The sequence below is a fragment of the Bradyrhizobium sp. DOA1 genome (genome assembly GCF_001593325.1).
Taxonomy (GTDB): domain Bacteria; phylum Pseudomonadota; class Alphaproteobacteria; order Rhizobiales; family Xanthobacteraceae; genus Bradyrhizobium.
In genome coordinates this window covers 4,305,159-4,320,982 of the sequence record NZ_JXJM01000001.1, presented here as the reverse complement: position 1 = coordinate 4,320,982, position 15,824 = coordinate 4,305,159, and the positions used below count along the sequence as shown (strand labels likewise).

Below are 15,824 nucleotides of genomic sequence, written 5' to 3'. Positions count from 1 at the left end.
TAGTCTAGCCGCCCCGATCGGCGTAGGGCTCGCCGGCGCCGTTGCTCCCGGCCGCCTTTCGCGCCATCGTCGCGAGATGAGACTTGAGTTGCGCAAGCGCTTCGGAGGACCAATCTTGGACATCGGTGACGGCGACCCAGGCATCGACGTAATGCTCGGGCGCGTAGACATGGCCGAAGCCCGTTGGAGTATGGGTCGCGACCGCCATGTCGAGTGCAAGCTGCAGCATGGTGACGATGGGATACCAGCGCAGCTCGGGTGAGACGTCCGGTCCGCGCGGGGCCGCCATCCAGGCCGGCACCCGATAGGCGTCGCGGTAGGCGAAGAACGTGATCGCATCGCTGGCATATTGCAGATAGACGACGCGCATCGGGCCCCAGGGCGCATCCGGCGGCACTGTCGGTCCGTCCTGGTTCATGAAGCGGACGAAGCGGCTGTCGCGGAATTCCGGCAGCCAGGCTGGCGTGCCCGGATTGCGGCTTTCAGTGATCGAGCGCCAGATCCGGCTTTCGAACGGCGCCCCGCTCCACAGCGCGCCGGCGATGGGATCGCCGATCGTCTCGAACAGCTCGGCGGATTTTTCCGAGTTCATGGCGCCGAGACTCAGTCCGTGCAAATACAGTTTCGGCCGCCGGTCTTTCGGCAGCGTCGTCCAGTAGCCGTAGATTTCCGCGAACAGCGCGCGCGCCGCTTCGGCGCCGTACTCGGGCTGGAATAGCAGCGACAGCGGACTGTTGAGATAGGAGTACTGCATCGCGACGCTCGCGACATCGCCATGGTGGAGATATTCGACGGTGTCCATCGCGGACGGATCGATCCAGCCGGTGCCGGTCGGCGTGACGACGATCAGCAGTTTGCGTTCAAAGCCGCGCTGGCGCTTGAGTTCATCGAGCGCAAGCCTGGCGCGCGCCTGCGCCGTGTCGCGGCTGCCGAGCCCCACATAGACCCGCACGGGGTCCTGCGCAGGCCGTCCCGTGACGGCGCCGATCGCGGCCGCGGTCGAGCCTGAGGCAATGAACCGGCGCCCCATTCGCCCGAGCTCTTGCCACTTCACCAGCGATGCCGGGCTTCCGGTCCGATTCGACGCGGTCGGCTGCGGCCGTTCGGGCTCGAGCCGGACGTCGAGTTCGCGGAAGGAGGAGTCGAGCGCGTTGAATGCCATGCGGACCAGGATATTGCTGGCGATCGACCAGAACAGCAGGCCTGCGGCGATCACGCCAATGACGTTCGCGACCTTCCGGGAAATGACGCGTCTGGTGCGCGCAGCAACGACGTGGGCGACAAGGGCGAACAGTCGCCCCAGCACCAGCAGCACTGCGAATGTGATCAGGGCAATCGCGCAGACCTTGAGCGGATGTGCGGTCTCGACCGGGGCCATCGTCATCACGGCGCGGATCGAGTTCTGCCAGCCGGCCGCGCGCCACAGGAAGACGATGACGACGAGCAAGCAGGCGGCCGCGACGAGCGCATTCGCAATCGATCTCGCGCGCGCCGAAGGCTCCGGCAATTCGAGATAGTGCCACAGTCGCCGCCACAGGATTCCGGCGAAATAGCCGATCGCGAAGCACCCCCCGGCGAGGACGCCTTGTGTGAGATAGCTTCGCGGGATCAGCGTCGGCGTCAGCGCGGCCGCAAAGAACAGCGCGCCAAGCATGAGGCCGACGCCGGACAGCGAGAGGAGTTGTCGCCGAATGAACCACGCGAGACTCTTCAAGGCATCCTCCGGCTGACGCTATCCCTTGTTGCTCTCCGCAAAACTGCTCCTGCGCGGCAGGCGGATCGTGAACTCCGTGAACGCGCCCGGCTTGGTTGCGACATCGATCGTGCCGCCGTGCTGCTTCACGACGATGTCGTGGCTCATCGACAGCCCAAGGCCGGTGCCTTCACCGGCCGGCTTGGTGGTGAAGAACGGATTGAACATCTTCTCCCGGACCTCGTCGGCAATGCCGGTGCCGTTGTCGCGGATGCGGATCTCGACGCGGTCGCCGCGGTCGCGCGTTGCGGCGATCACCGTTGGCTCGTAAGCCGCGGCGCCGTCCGCCTTGCGCCTGGTGACCGCATGGAAACCGTTCGAGATCAGGTTCAGCAGCACGCGGGTGATCTCCTGCGGAAACACTTCCGCCTGCCCCGCTGCCGGATCGAGCTCGCGCTTCAGCGTCACGTCGAACCCCGGCTTCTCGGCGCGTGCGCCATGATAGGCGAGGTTGAGACTTTCCTCGACCAGCGCGTTGATGTCGCTCAGGCCGTGCTCGCCCCCGCCTTCGCGCGAATGCACCAGCATGTTCTTGACGATGGAATCGGCGCGCCGTCCGTGCTGCACGATCTTTTGCAGATTATCCTTCAGGAGTCCCGTCAGCTCGTCGACCTCGCTGCGGACGTCGTCTGCGAACGTAAGGGGCGCGAGCACATCGTTCAATTCGTCGGTCAGCTCGGCGGAGAGCGAAGCAAAGTTATTGACGAAGTTGAGCGGGTTCTTGATCTCATGGGCGATGCCCGCCGTGAGCTGGCCCAATGACGCCAGCTTCTCGGTTTGGATCAGCCGGTCTTGCGCGGCGCGTAAGTCGTCGAGCGATCTGGCAAGTTCTCTGGTGCGGTCCTGCACCTCGTTGAACAGGCGCGTGTTCTCGACCGCGATCACGGCCTGGTCGGCAAAGGTCTTGAGCAGGTTGATCGCCTTATCGGCGAAATGACCGGGCTCCGGCCGCGTCACGGCAATGGTGCCGATCGCAACGCCGTCGCGCAGCATCGGCACGACGAGGATGCTGCGATAGCCGCGGGTCCGCGCCAGCTCCTTCATGGCCTCGGTGAGACCTGGCTCGTTCTGCATGTCGCTGCGGAAAGCATATTCTCCGCTTGTCGCCACCCGACTGTGAATGCCTGACGACGCTAGCTGTGCCGGGAAGGAGCTGAGCAGATCCGCATTGCCGGCCTCGTTGTCGGTGGTGAAGGCGGCCAGATGCAGCATGCCGTCGATGACACGGGTGACGGTGGACGAGTGCCCGCCGATCAGCGCCTTAGCGCTGTCGGAGATGGCCTGGAACACCGGCGTGACATCGGCGGGCGAGGCCGCGATCACCTTGAGGATGTCGGCGGTCGCGGTCTGCCGCTCCAGCGCTTCCCTGGTGGCGTTGAACAGGCTGACATTCTTGATTGCGATCACCGCCTGGTCGGCGAAAGTCTGCAGCAGCCGCACGTGATGCTCGGCGAACCGGCCGGTCGTCCGCCGCGTGGCGATGATGATGCCGATGGCTTCGCCCTCGCTCATCAAGGGCGTGAATAGCATGCTGCGATAGCCGCGGGCGCGCGCGATGTCGCGCGCCGCCGGCTCGAGCTCGGTGTCGGGCAATTGCGCCGCTTCACCCTTGGCCACGAGCGCATAGGGCGGAAACTTTGCGAATGGCACCGGGAACGAGGCCTGGAGCACGCGATCGCCGGCCGGATCGGTCGGCGTGAACGCCGCAAGATGCGCGGCGCCGTCGATATAGCGCAGCACCGCGGTGGAGAAGCCGCCGATCAGCCGGTTGGCGTTGGTGGCGATGGCCTCGAACACCGGCTGCACGTCGGAGGGCGAGGCGGCCATCACCTTGAGGATGTCGGCCGTCGCGGTCTGGCGCTCTAGCGTCTCCTTCGTCTCGTTGAACAGGCGTGCATTCTCGATCGCGATCACGGCCTGGTCGGCGAAGGTCTGGAGCAGCTGCACGAGGTCGGGCGCGAACGCGCCAGGTTCGGCACGCGTGACGCTGATCATGCCGACCGGCGTGCCCCGGTTCATCAGCGGCATGAACAGCACGCTGCGGAAACCGCGCAGCCGCGCCAGCTCCCGGTTCAGCTCGGGGACGTCGGCAGCCTCGCTATCGGGAAACTGGATCGTCTCGCCGTCGCGCACGAGGGCAAACGTCGGGAAGTCCGCGATCTTGCGCGGAAAGGACGCCTTCAGACCTTCATCGGCTTCCGGGCTGGTTGGCGTGAATGCCACGAGGTGCAGCTCGTCGCCGATGAACTGAAGCACGGTGGCGGAGAAGCCACCGAGCAGGCGCTTCGAGCTGGACGCGATCGCCGCGAACACAGGTCGCGCGTCGGAGGGCGAGGCCGCGATGGTGCGCAGGATCTCGGCGCTGGCACTCTGGCGATCGCGTTCGACCGCAAGCTCGCTGCGCAGCCGCGCGTTCTCGGTTGCGGCCGACTGCAATCGGCGCTCGAGGTCCTCGATATCGTGGGAAGCGGTGGTCATTCCTAATCCAGCTCGATGCCGCGACATGCGCGGCACCGGGCCGGATTATCACATCTCCTGCGGCCGGAGCCAGCGCTCGCGGCGTTGCTGAGATCCGACCCGGCTCACGCGCCGGGCCGGGACACCTCGGTCTCCTTGCTGGTGATGAACTCCAGCAGCACCGGGATGCCCTCCTGCGTCTTCTGGATGCCGCGCTTGATCGCGGGGACGATGTCCTCCGGCTTCGTCACCCGCTCGCCATGGCCGCCAAAAGCCCTCGCCATCGCGGCATAGTCGCCGGAGATGTCGGTCGAGCGATATTTCTCGGTCGAGACGGGCATCACCTTCAACTCGATCGCCATCGAGAAATTGTTGAGCAGGATCGACATGATCGGGATGCGCTCGCGCACCGCGGTCTCGAAATCCATGCCGGTGAAGCCGATCGCCGCATCGCCCCAGACATTGATGCAGAGCTTGTCGGGCTTTGCCAGCTTGGCGCCCATCGCGAGCCCAAGGCCATAGCCGAGCTGTGTCGTCTTGCCCCAGCCGAGATAGGTGAGGGGCTCGACCGACTTCCAGAACGGCGAGAGCTGGTCGCGCGGGCTGCCGGCATCATGCGTGATGATTGTGTTCTTGATGTCGACCGTGTGCTGGAGGTCCCAGAGCACGCGATAGGGGCTGAGCGGCGCATCGTTGCTGGTGAGCTTCGGCATCCATTTTGCCAGCCACTCCTTGTGCGAAGCCGCAATCTCGGCCGCGACGGCCGACGCATCACGATCGGACGTGACGGACCTGCCGATCTCCTCCAGCAGCGCGTCGAGCACGAGGCCGGCATCGCCGACGAGGCCGATCGTCGCTTCCACGTCCTTGTTGAGATGGTTCGGGTCGAGCGTGGAGTGGATGATGGTCTTGCCCTTCGGCATCGCGATGCCGAAATTGGTCTCGGTGAAGGAGCAGCCGATGCCGAGGATGACGTCGGCCTCGCTCAGAAATTTCGGCACCGCGCGCGGCACCGCGAGCCCGCCCGAGCCGAGCGAGAGCGGATGCGTTTCCGGAAAGGAGGACTTGCCTCCGAGACTGGTGGTGACGGGGATCGCCAGCCGCTCGGCGAGCCGTTTCAGTTGTGGCCACGCCTGCGCGTAATGCACGCCCTGGCCGGCATAGATCACTGGCCGCCTTGCGTTCACGAGGAGGCTGGCTGCTTCCTTGACGTGAACGGGATCTGCGCCGTAGCGGGTGCGCAGCACCGGCGTGTAGTTCAGCGGCTCCGGCACCTCCTCGTTCCACATGTCCGAAGGAATTTCGACGATCACAGGCCCGCCGCGGCCGTTCTTCAGCTTGGTGAAGGCGCGGCGGAAGATGTTGGCGACCTCGGCCGCGAGGATGATCGGCTCGGACGATTTCGCGAACGGCTTCATCGCTTCGCTGGAATTGAAGTTCGGCTCGATATGCGCAAGCCGGCGCTGATAGCCCATCGGCAGCACCAGCACGGGCACGGATTCGCCGAAGCACTGCGCGACCCCGCCCATCGCGTTCTCCGCACCGGGGCCATGCTGCATGCAGAACGCGCCGATGCTGCGACCCGACGTCACCCGCGAGATCGCATCCGCCATGTGGATGCCGACGCGCTCCTGCCGCACCATCACCGGCCGGATATCCGCTTTCGCTGCGTGCTCGATCAGATGGTTGACGGGATAGCCGCAGAGGATCTCGATCCCCTCGCGCCGCATGATTTCCGCGATGGCAGTGCCGAGCTTCATGACGTCTCTCTCCCTGGCAGGCCGGTTGGTCCGGCTGATTGGAGGAGAGAGGATCAGGAAATGGGAGAAGGGTAAAGCGCGGGGCCCGGGAGGTCAGCCATGCAGGACGGCCGCGCCCGTCGATGTCGAATAGACGCGGTCAGCCCAACGCTTGACCCAGGTCAAGCCGGTAGCCCGTGGCGGCGTGTCATTGTCGTGGTCAGGGAACGACATGACAAAGTCTCATCACTCAATTCTTCCGGGGACCCATGGATTTGAGCCTCACGAGCGATTCTGATGGCGCCGCTGCCGAGGAAAAACACATCGATACGGGGCGGTCCGGAACGAACTCACGACAGGGTCTCACCGCGTCCGAAGCACAGGCGAGGCTGAAGGCCGAAGGCTTCAATGAACTGCCGCGTACGGGGCGGCGAACGATCCTGGGCCTGGTCATCGAGGTGTTGCGCGAGCCCATGCTGCTGTTGCTGCTGGCGGGTGGCCTGATCTACTTCGCCCTGGGCGATCTCGGCGAGGCGTTGCTGCTCCTCGTGTTTGCATCGATCTCGATCGTCATCACCATCGTGCAGGAGGCCCGCACCGAGCGCGTGCTCGACTCCTTGCGTGATCTCACCAGCCCCCGTGCCCTCGTGATCCGCGGCGGCGAACACATCCGCATTCCCGGCCGCGAGGTCGTTCGCGGCGACTTGATCATGCTCTCCGAGGGAGACCGCGTGGCAGCGGACGCCACTGTCCTCACATGCGACGATCTGCTGCTGGATGAATCGCTGTTGACGGGAGAGTCCGTCCCGGTCCGCAAGCTGGCGCGTGCCATGCTCGAACAGCCGGGGGTGCCGCATGCCGGCGGCGACGATCATCCGTTCGTGTTCTCCGGCACGCTGGTGGTGCGCGGAACCGGCGTGGCCGAAGTCACCTCGACCGGGATCAGAAGCGAGATCGGCAAGATCGGACAGTCCCTGCAGTCTCTGACGACGGAAGCGCCGCGCCTGAAACAGCAGACGACGCGCCTGGTCGCCATGTTCGCGATCGCCAGCGGCTTCGTCATCGCCGCGACCGTGCTCCTGTATGGCCTCTATCGCGGCGGCTGGCTGGAGGGCGTGCTCGCCGGCATTGCGCTCGGCATGTCGATGCTTCCAGAAGAATTCCCGGTCGTTCTGACCGTGTTTCTCGCCATGGGCGCCTGGCGCATCTCGCAGGCCCGCGTGCTGACCCGGCGGGCCTCCGCCATCGAATCGCTGGGGGCGGCAACCGTGCTCTGCACGGACAAGACCGGCACGCTGACGGAAAATCGCATGACGGTGGCGCGTCTGATGCTGCCCGATGGCGCGCCGTACACGCCGGAGGTCGCCGCACGCGCGGAGCCCGCGTTCCATCGGTTGATCGAAACCAGCGTCCTCGCCTGCGTTCCGGAGCCGTTCGATCCCATGGAGAAGGCGCTGCATGCGCTTGCGCCGGGGACCGACACCGGCTTGGAGCTCGTGCGGAGCTACGGCCTGCGTCCCGACCTGCTCGCCATGTCGAACGTGTGGCATGGACGCGGTGACGAATGCATCGTCGCAGCCAAGGGCGCGCCCGAGACGATCGGCATGCTCTGCGGGATGAACGCGGAACAGCTGGCCGAATTAGGAGCGCGCGTAGACGCGCTCGCCCAAGAGGGGCTTCGCGTGCTCGGCGTGGCGCGGGCGACTTGTGCGGCGACGAACCTTCCGGAGGCGCAGCGCGGCTTTGCTTTCGGCTTCTGCGGCCTGACCGGCTTCGTCGATCAGCTGCGGCCCGAAGTGAAGGGCGCCGTCGCCGAATGCCGGTCCGCCGGCATCCGTGTGGTCATGATCACCGGCGACTATCCCGCAACCGCATCCGCGATCGCGACGCGCGCTGGCCTCGATTCCGAACGTATCGTGACGGGTCCGGACGCCGAAGGCATGGCCGATGCCGAGCTTGTCCAGGCGGCGCAGGGACAGGCCGTGTTCGCGCGCATTGCGCCGGCCCAGAAGCTGCGCATCGTCAGTGCGCTCAAGGGCGCCGGCGAGATCGTCGCCATGACGGGCGACGGCGTCAACGACGCGCCGTCGTTGAAGGCGGCCCATATCGGCATCGCTATGGGCGGCCGCGGCACCGACGTGGCGCGCGAGGCGTCGTCGATCGTTCTGCTCGACGACGATTTCGGCTCGATCGTGAAGGCGATCCGTCTCGGTCGCCGGATCTATGACAATCTTCGCAAGGCGATGAGCTTCATCCTCGCTGTCCACGTTCCCATCGCCGGGCTTGCGCTGCTGCCGCTCGTGACCGGGATGCCGCTTCTGTTCGGACCGGTCCACATCGCGTTCCTCGAAATGATCATCGATCCCGTCTGCTCGCTGGTGTTCGAGGCGGAGACCGAAGAGCGTGACGTGATGCAGCGGCCGCCGCGTTCGCCGGACGAGCCGCTGCTGCCCAAATCCCTGCTGGTCTGGTCGGCGCTCCAGGGTGCGCTCGCGCTGGCTTTGACCGGGGGCGTGATGGTGATGGCGAACGCCTACGGCATGCCCGCGAACGAGGTGCGCGCCCTGACGTTCTTCTCGCTGGTGCTGGTGATCGTGAGCCTGATCTTCGTCAACCGCTCGTTCTCGACGTCGCTGGTCGAAGCCTTCACCCGGCCGAACCGAACCCTGGTCATCATCGTCCTGTTTGTGACGAGCGTGCTCTCTTTGAGCCTTGCATGGTCCGCCGCCGCCGACCTGTTCCGGTTCGGCCCGCTCCATGCCGACGATCTCGCCATCACGGTGGCGGCCGCGCTGGTCTGCCTGGTGGTGTTGGAACTGTCGAAATATCCGCTACGCCGTCGCCGGTCTGCATTAGGAAAGGTCTGACAGACCTTTACTTGCAATTCTTGCAGATCGTCAGCTTTCGCTTCAACGCATCGTCTTCCTGATCCACCGACGAGGGATCGGCGGCATCTGCGCTGGATTTGGAGCTCCTCGCTGCGCGCGATCTTGCAGGCGCCGCCTGCCTCGCGGCCTCATTGTCGCCGTTTACGCTTGCACTGAAGCCATCGTAGTCGGCGGCCGGATTCGGCGCCGGTAATGCATTGGGCGGAGCAATCGAGACCGGCGGTTTGGCCGATGTCTGCGCTCTCGCGCAGTCCTGCGACCAGGCACCGGTCAACATGAGGCCGAGAGCCAGGAGTGTCGCGCGTCTCATTGGCATCCTTCAAGCAGCCCGGATTCGGTTGATAGTACGGCTCGTCGAGCAACGATCGTGCTCAAGACTATCAGGACTCGCCTAGCCGTCAAAGCGGGCGCAGCGAAGCGAGCCAGGATCCTTCCCGGGGAGGGGTCCTGGATTGCTTCGCTGCGCCCGCAATGACGAGATCAGAGAGTGTCTGCGCGCGGTTGCCGCCGGCGCGCACGGGGCGTCGCCTCAGGCCTGTCGTCGCTACTTCAGCGACGAACTGATCGAGTTGAATTTGTTGTTGAGGAGCTGGCTGCCCGTGTTGTTGACGACGGTGACGATGGCCAGTGCAATGCCGGCGGCGATCAGGCCGTATTCGATGGCGGTGGCGCCAGTCTCATCGGCAAGGAAAGACCTAAGCAAACGCATTGCCAACTCCTCTTCATCCAATCCAATGTCTGGTCGCGTCGTTTTCGAATCCGAAAATCGATCGAATAGATTTTCTGCGCGCCAAAACAATCAGACCCGGGCGAGCGCGCCCCAGTTTCATACGGTAACATTCATTAACTTAAGGTTCCATCATCCGGTCCAAATGGATGCAAACCGCACGTTGCCTGCGTACATCCGCAACGTTCGCTAGGACATGATCGTCGGGCGGGGGAGGCGGCGTTTGAGCACGGCCGTGAGGCGGCCGACGAAATCCTTCATCGTGCCCGGCTGCCAGCGCGCTGCCGTGCCCGCGGCCCGCTCGCGCTCGGTCGCGTCGCTCACGATGCCGATGTAGTTCTTTCTGACGTCCTGCTGCTGCACGGCACGCAAACCTTGGCTCGATCGGAGGGCTGGGACCATGCTGTGCGCAAGGCCAACCAGTGCTCAACTTCGTGTCCCCTGGGAATACTCTGGTTCATGCGCAGCGCTGGGCCGTCGCGGAATCCACGGTCGCGCTTAACGGATTGTTGAACCTGTTAGTCAACGGCTCGGCAAGCATGTCGATCGAGCGTGCCGATCGTCGCTCTCATTCGCGCCGGCCGTCCGCATTCAGGGCCCGCAACATGGCGATGCGAGCGAACATCACCCAGCCGCCCCCGGTCTCGGCTGCATTGATCAGGGTCTCGATCGCGGTCTGCCAGTGTGCTTCGTGCTGGGCGTCCTCGGGCAGCTGCATGATGTAGTCAGCCGCGTCCTGCAACGTGACCAGCTTGCGCCTGTTGCTCACGCGAACCGGATCGTCGAACGCCGTCGACCAGGGCATGTCAGTCCGGCCGACCGGCGAGAGGGGACATCACGGGAAGATTGCTTGGTGTGAAGCGCCTAGCTGGCCTTCTTGGCCCGCGCCGGCGCGCGCACCGGCTTGTCGGCCTTCTTCGCAGCGTCCTTGGGCGCGGTCTTTGCCGCGGCGTCCTTGCCACCCTTGCCCGATATCGGCAGCAGCATCTCGCGCTGGCCCTCGACGCGCTTCTTCGGCTTCTTGCCCTTGACGGTCTCCTTGACAGTTTCCTTGGCGACCTTCGCCGCGGGCGCAGCGTCCTTCTCGGTCGCGAGGCTCTTCTTCAGCGCGTCCATCAGGTTGATGACGTTGCCACCGGTCTTCGGCGCGGCCTTGGCCGCGATCGGCATGCCGCTGCGCTTCTTGTTGATGAGGTCGATCAGCGCGGTCTCGTAGTGATCCTCGAAGAGTTCGGGTTCGAAGGCGCCGGACTTCTTTTCGACGATGTGCCTGGCGAGGTCGAGCATGTCCCTGGTCAGCTTCACGTCCTGGATGTCGTCGAAATACTCCGTCTCGCTGCGGACCTCATAGGGATATCGCAGCAGCGTACCCATCAGCCCGCTCTCGAGCGGCTCCAGCGCGATGATGTGCTCGCGGTTGGTCAGCACCACGCGGCCGATCGCGACCTTGTCCATACTCCGGATGGTCTCGCGGATCACCGCATAGGCGTCATGGCCGACCTTGCCGTCGGGCACGAGGTAATAGGGACGGATCAGATAGCGGTTGTCGATGTCGGCCTTCGGCACGAACTCGTCGATCTCGATCGTGTGCGTGGAGTCGAGCGCGATGTCGTCCAGCTCGTCCTTGGTGACCTCGATATAAGTGTCGGTGTCGACCTTGTAGCCCTTGACGATGTCCTCGGACGTCACCTCGTCACCGGTCTCGGCGTCGACCTTGAGGTACTTGATCCGATGCCCGGTCTTGCGATTGATCTGGTTGAAGGAGACCTTCTCGGTATCCGAAGTGGCCGGATAGAGCGCGACCGGACAGGTCACGAGCGACAGACGCAGAAAACCCTTCCAATTGGCGCGGGGGGCCATGGGCTACTCCAAACGCAACGGGGACAGATGACAAAGATACCATCGGGGAACACCAAATCATAGCAAGGGGCGATGCTGATCTGGCAACTGCGTTAACCGGCCGCTGGGCCCGCGGCTGCGGCCTGATCGGAGCGCATAAGTCGGAACATCGCATTCAATCACGCGTTGGCTCGGGACACGGCTGCGAGGAGGTCGCGGCTAACCAAGCGACATCCAGAGATTGAGGGCATCATGGCAACCACGCGAGAGCAGCACCGTATCGTCGAAACTCCGACCGAGGCCCGTCAGGGTGAGCCCGGACCTTCGGTGGCGGCGCTGCTCGCCATCTCGACCGGGCTTGCGATCCTGATCCTCGCCGTCGTCTGGTTCGTCTTCTTCCGGACCTGACGGGCAGACCGACACGCCTCGGACCCTTCCTATTCGCCGCGTGACGCGGCACATTGCGCCCGCCAAGACGCCGGTTCGCCGGTCGGACTGGTGGGCGCAGTCGTATCGGCCGGCGGGAATCCTAAATGACCAAAAAGTAACGTTGGCGGGTTCCCCGCGTTCATATTCAGTTCACGCCGGAATTGCTCATCTCTGGCGCAAGATGCAGCCAATCCTTGGAGACACGCGTGCGCCTGCTCGTTGTTGAGGACGACCCCGATCTCAATCGCCAGCTCACCAAGGCGCTGACCGACGCCGGCTATGTCGTCGACCGCGCCTTCGACGGAGAGGAGGGGCATTATCTCGGCGACAACGAGCCATATGATGCCGTGGTGCTCGATATCGGCCTGCCGAAGAAGGACGGCATCTCGGTGCTGGAGGCATGGCGCCGCAACGGGCGCACCATGCCGGTCTTGATCCTCACCGCGCGCGACCGCTGGAGCGACAAGGTGCAGGGCTTCGATGCCGGCGCCGACGATTATGTCGCAAAGCCGTTCCATCTGGAGGAGGTGCTGGCCCGCATCCGCGCGCTGCTGCGCCGCTCGACCGGCCACGCCCAGAGCGAGCTCAGCTGCGGCCCCGTCACCCTCGACACCAGGACCGGCCGGGTCAGCGTATCAGGCAATCCCGTGAAGATGACCTCGCACGAATATCGGCTTCTGGCCTATCTGATGCACCATTCCGGGCGCGTGGTCTCCCGCACCGAGCTGGTCGAGCATCTCTATGACCAGGACTTCGACCGCGACTCCAACACCATCGAGGTCTTCGTCGGCCGCATCCGCAAGAAGCTCGACGTCGACATCATCCAGACCGTCCGCGGCCTCGGCTATCTCCTGACCCCGCCGCCGGCTCCGGGCGCTTGAGCCCCTCGCGGACTTGACGGGAGGCCGAACAGGGGCCTTGGTCCGGTCATGATATCCGACGACCTGACATCGCGCCTTCCGGGTTCATGACCGATGGCCGCTAGCTCGCTTGCGAACCGCCTGTTCCTGTCGGCGACCGCCTGGCTCGTGGTGATCCTGGCCATCACCGGCGTCGTGCTGTCGTCGGTCTACAAGGACGCCACCGAGCGCGCCTTCGACCGCCGGCTCAATCTCTACCTGCGCACGCTGATCGCGGAGGTCGCGACCCCCGACGAGCCGCCGGACCGCCAGTTCCAGTCGCTCGGCGAGCCGCTCTTCGAGCTGCCGCTGTCCGGCTGGTACTGGCAGATCACGCGCACCGATACCGAGAAACCGGAGGTACGCTCCTCGCGTTCGCTCTGGGACAAGAAGCTGCCGAAGCTCGAGGAGCAGGGCGCTGAGCTCACCGCCGCGGGCATCCGCCTCGCTTATGTCGACGGTCCGGAGGGGCAAAACCTGCGCATGGTGGAGCGACCGGTCGATCTCGGCGCCGACGGCAAGTTTCTCGTCAGCGTCGCCGGCGACGACACCGAGATTTTCGATGAGACGCGGAGTTTCGACTACTATCTCGGCGGCACGTTCACGGCGCTCGGCATCGTGCTGCTGCTGACCACGGTGTTCCAGGTCCGCTTTGGCCTCGCGCCGCTCAAGCGAATCTCGGAATCCATCGCCGATATCCGCTCCGGGCGGGCGGAGCGGCTCGAGGGCGAATTCCCGGTCGAGATCGCGCCTTTGGCGCGCGAGACCAATGCGCTGATCGATGCCAATCGCGAGATCGTCGAGCGCGCGCGCACTCATGTCGGCAATCTCGCCCACGCCATCAAGACGCCGCTCTCGGTCATCGTCAATGAAGCAGGCAGCCACCCGGCCGATCCATTCGCGTCCAAGGTGATGGAGCAGGCCGACGTGATGCGCGACCAGGTCGCCCATCATCTGGAGCGCGCGCGGATTGCAGCGCGGGTCTCAGTAGTCGCGACGGTGACGGAGGTGGCGCCCGCCATCGAGGCGTTGCGGCGGACCACGGAGAAGATCCACCGCGACCGCGGCATCGTGGTCGAGGCCAAGGCCGATCCGTCCGCCAAATTCCGGGGCGAGCGGCAGGATCTGGAGGAGATGGTCGGCAATCTCGTCGATAACGCCTGCAAATGGGCGGCCTCGCGCGTCCTCATCGAGGTTCTGGTCGAAACGCCGCACCAGACCGGCGCGGGCCCGCGTCTGCGGATCATCGTCGACGACGATGGCCGCGGCCTGTCGGAGGCCGAGCGGGCCCAGGTCTCTCGGCGCGGCCAGCGGCTGGACGAATCCAAGCCCGGCTCTGGATTGGGGCTGTCGATCGTGACCGACCTCGCCGCCCTTTATGGCGGCAGCCTCTCGCTCGGCGGCGCGCCGACCGGCGGTCTGCGGGCGGAGCTGGTCCTTCCCGGACTGTAATCCATTGTTTCCACGAGATTTTTCGTCTCTCCAGCGGAAACCGCGAGCATTCGGGGGCTCTTCCTAAACGGCTTCTTAAGTTGGGATCTCCTATGATCGCGCCCGGACGCATCCCAGGTCCGCCATTTTACCATGCATTACCCGGGCGCATGAGCCAGACATCGATCGAGCGGCTGAGGGAATATCTCGCGCAGCTCCCGCCGCAGGCGCAGGCGCTGCTGATGCGGGAGTTCGAGCGCGCGCTGGAGCGTGGCCAGGACACGGCAGTGGCAACCCTCGTGCTCGAGCAACTACGCAAGATCGTCCGCAAGAGCGAAGCCGACGACGCCTCGCCACCTCGCACGGACGATCTGTCGCGGCTGCTGTTTCAGGTGCTGGAACCGTTCCTGGTGGAGGCGGGTGCCCCTGTCAGGGTCGGGCAGATCCGCCGCTCCTCGCTGCATCCGATCTGGCAATGGCTCGGCCGCGACGGCGCGCCGGAAAAGGTGAATGAATTCGAGGCGGCGCTGGCCCGCATGCCGGCGGACAATGCAGGGCAGGTCGAGGCCCTGGCCTCGAAGCTCCAGGCGGTGGCTGCGGACGCCATCTTCGAACTGACGGGACCCGGCGGCGGCGACAAGTCGCGCGCGCTCGCCCGTGTCGGCCCGCCCAACGTGATCGAGGACCTCTATTCGATCGGTGCGGTGCTCCAGGTCCGCGAGGCCATCGCGGCCCTGAGCGAGAAGCTGCCGCGCTTCCTGCGCGCCTTCGGCGATTCCCAGATCGCCTCGGTGACCTCGGCGCTCAACATTCCCGTGCTCCAGACGCCGCAGATGCTGCCCTTTGCACTGTCGATGGTCGTGCAGCGGATGAGCGCGCCGTGGCAGATCATCCGCCTCGCCATCAAGATTGCCGCATCCGACGACGAGATCCGCGTCGCGGCAACGCCCTACGGTGTCGCCGTCACCATCGCCCTGCACGATTTGTCCCGCGTTGCCGCGATCCTGCGCATGGATATCAAGCGCGGTCATTTCGACAATGTCGCCGACAATCTCAAGACACTGCATGACGGTGTGCGGGGCCTGCGCACCGAGCTGGACCTGCGCAACGATTCTGCCTGGGGCAAGCAATTGACTTCGATCCGGGCCGACATCTCCAATGCGCTGCAATCCGAGATCGACAGCGTCCCCGGCCGTGTCCGCCGCATCCTGCGCCAGCGCCCCGAGAAGGACATTCCTCCGGGGGCGCGGATCGACAGCACCGAGGTCGAGGAAGCCGTGGCGCTGATCGATTTCGTCGCGACCTGCCGCAACTATGCGAGCGAGCTCGCGATCAACGAGGTGACGCTGCGCACCTATTCTGATCTTCAGCAATATGTCGAACGCTCGACCGAGCAGCTGGTGCAGGCGCTGCGTGCCGCCGATCACAAGGTCCGCACCTATCGGCAGCAGCAGGTGCAGGCCGCGATCCGATTCTGCCAGGTGCTGTTCGGCGACGACTACGCTTCGCTGATGAGCCGTGCGGCAGAAAACGCGCTCACGGGCGAGCGCAAATCGTCGCGTGCAAGCGGATAGAAACGCATCGTTTCGTGATCACAATTTTAAGTTGACCGTGCGGTCGGCGAGCCCTACGTTCCCGTGCAAGTCCGGGGAACTTCTATTT

At 64.9% G+C, this 15,824-nt stretch carries 12 protein-coding genes; 5 read left to right on the top strand and 7 right to left on the bottom strand.

Annotated features, from left to right (window positions below):
* Positions 1-4 precede the first annotated feature (4 nt).
* The 3 genes from SE91_RS20330 to SE91_RS20320 all read right to left on the bottom strand — a co-directional run bounded on the left by SE91_RS20330 (position 5) and on the right by SE91_RS20320 (position 6,009).
* Entirely contained in the window at positions 5-1,654 is a 1,650-nt protein-coding gene (locus SE91_RS20330) for an alpha/beta hydrolase (protein WP_061848854.1), read from the bottom strand.
* A 78-nt stretch (positions 1,655-1,732) separates the two neighbouring features.
* Complete coding sequence (locus tag SE91_RS20325; protein ID WP_061848853.1) at positions 1,733-4,231, bottom strand: GAF domain-containing sensor histidine kinase; 2,499 nt, start codon at positions 4,229-4,231, stop codon at positions 1,733-1,735.
* Between the two features lie 104 nt (positions 4,232-4,335).
* Positions 4,336-6,009, bottom strand: coding sequence for a thiamine pyrophosphate-requiring protein (locus tag SE91_RS20320; RefSeq protein ID WP_283806315.1), 1,674 nt, complete (start codon positions 6,007-6,009; stop codon positions 4,336-4,338).
* 263 nt (positions 6,010-6,272) lie between these two features.
* On the opposite strand from SE91_RS20320, the gene SE91_RS20315 reads away from it, so the two are divergent.
* Entirely contained in the window at positions 6,273-8,816 is a 2,544-nt protein-coding gene (locus SE91_RS20315; protein ID WP_061851222.1) for a cation-translocating P-type ATPase, read from the top strand.
* 565 nt (positions 8,817-9,381) lie between these two features.
* Here SE91_RS20315 and SE91_RS20305 read toward each other — a convergent pair.
* From SE91_RS20305 to ku, 4 genes are all read right to left on the bottom strand, one after another.
* Positions 9,382-9,546 (bottom strand): Flp family type IVb pilin, encoded by a 165-nt coding sequence (locus SE91_RS20305; protein ID WP_008553742.1) that lies wholly within the window; start codon positions 9,544-9,546, stop codon positions 9,382-9,384.
* 207 nt (positions 9,547-9,753) lie between these two features.
* The gene (locus SE91_RS37180) at positions 9,754-9,927 is read right to left on the bottom strand and encodes a hypothetical protein (RefSeq protein ID WP_060737648.1); all 174 of its coding nucleotides are present in this window, start codon (positions 9,925-9,927) and stop codon (positions 9,754-9,756) included.
* Positions 9,928-10,132: 205 nt separating this feature from the next.
* On the bottom strand, positions 10,133-10,369 hold the full coding sequence (locus SE91_RS20295; protein ID WP_061848850.1) for a hypothetical protein: 237 nt from the start codon (positions 10,367-10,369) through the stop codon (positions 10,133-10,135).
* Positions 10,370-10,428: 59 nt separating this feature from the next.
* Positions 10,429-11,424, bottom strand: coding sequence for a non-homologous end joining protein Ku (ku, locus tag SE91_RS20290; RefSeq protein ID WP_061848849.1), 996 nt, complete (start codon positions 11,422-11,424; stop codon positions 10,429-10,431).
* 231 nt (positions 11,425-11,655) lie between these two features.
* Between ku and SE91_RS37175 the strand changes: the two genes are divergently transcribed.
* The 4 genes from SE91_RS37175 to SE91_RS20275 all read left to right on the top strand — a co-directional run bounded on the left by SE91_RS37175 (position 11,656) and on the right by SE91_RS20275 (position 15,736).
* Positions 11,656-11,811, top strand: a complete 156-nt coding sequence (locus SE91_RS37175; RefSeq protein ID WP_008553760.1) for a hypothetical protein — start codon at positions 11,656-11,658, stop codon at positions 11,809-11,811.
* 227 nt (positions 11,812-12,038) lie between these two features.
* Positions 12,039-12,713, top strand: a complete 675-nt coding sequence (locus SE91_RS20285) for a response regulator transcription factor (protein WP_011085905.1) — start codon at positions 12,039-12,041, stop codon at positions 12,711-12,713.
* A gap of 93 nt (positions 12,714-12,806) precedes the next feature.
* Positions 12,807-14,183 (top strand): ATP-binding protein, encoded by a 1,377-nt coding sequence (locus SE91_RS20280; protein ID WP_061848848.1) that lies wholly within the window; start codon positions 12,807-12,809, stop codon positions 14,181-14,183.
* Positions 14,184-14,332: 149 nt separating this feature from the next.
* Positions 14,333-15,736, top strand: a complete 1,404-nt coding sequence (locus tag SE91_RS20275; RefSeq protein WP_061848847.1) for a hypothetical protein — start codon at positions 14,333-14,335, stop codon at positions 15,734-15,736.
* Positions 15,737-15,824 lie beyond the last annotated feature (88 nt).

What these genes read in the sequence shown, in the direction of transcription:
- ku (WP_061848849.1), bottom strand. Translation starts at nt 11,424, where the DNA reads ATGGCCCCCCGCGCCAATTGGAAGGGTTTTCTGCGTCTGTCGCTCGTG.
- SE91_RS20305 (WP_008553742.1), bottom strand. Translation starts at nt 9,546, where the DNA reads ATGCGTTTGCTTAGGTCTTTCCTTGCCGATGAGACTGGCGCCACCGCC.
- SE91_RS20325 (WP_061848853.1), bottom strand. Translation starts at nt 4,231, where the DNA reads ATGACCACCGCTTCCCACGATATCGAGGACCTCGAGCGCCGATTGCAG.
- SE91_RS20275 (WP_061848847.1), top strand. Translation starts at nt 14,333, where the DNA reads ATGAGCCAGACATCGATCGAGCGGCTGAGGGAATATCTCGCGCAGCTC.
- SE91_RS37175 (WP_008553760.1), top strand. Translation starts at nt 11,656, where the DNA reads ATGGCAACCACGCGAGAGCAGCACCGTATCGTCGAAACTCCGACCGAG.
- SE91_RS20280 (WP_061848848.1), top strand. Translation starts at nt 12,807, where the DNA reads ATGGCCGCTAGCTCGCTTGCGAACCGCCTGTTCCTGTCGGCGACCGCC.
- SE91_RS20330 (WP_061848854.1), bottom strand. Translation starts at nt 1,654, where the DNA reads ATGCTTGGCGCGCTGTTCTTTGCGGCCGCGCTGACGCCGACGCTGATC.
- SE91_RS20295 (WP_061848850.1), bottom strand. Translation starts at nt 10,369, where the DNA reads ATGCCCTGGTCGACGGCGTTCGACGATCCGGTTCGCGTGAGCAACAGG.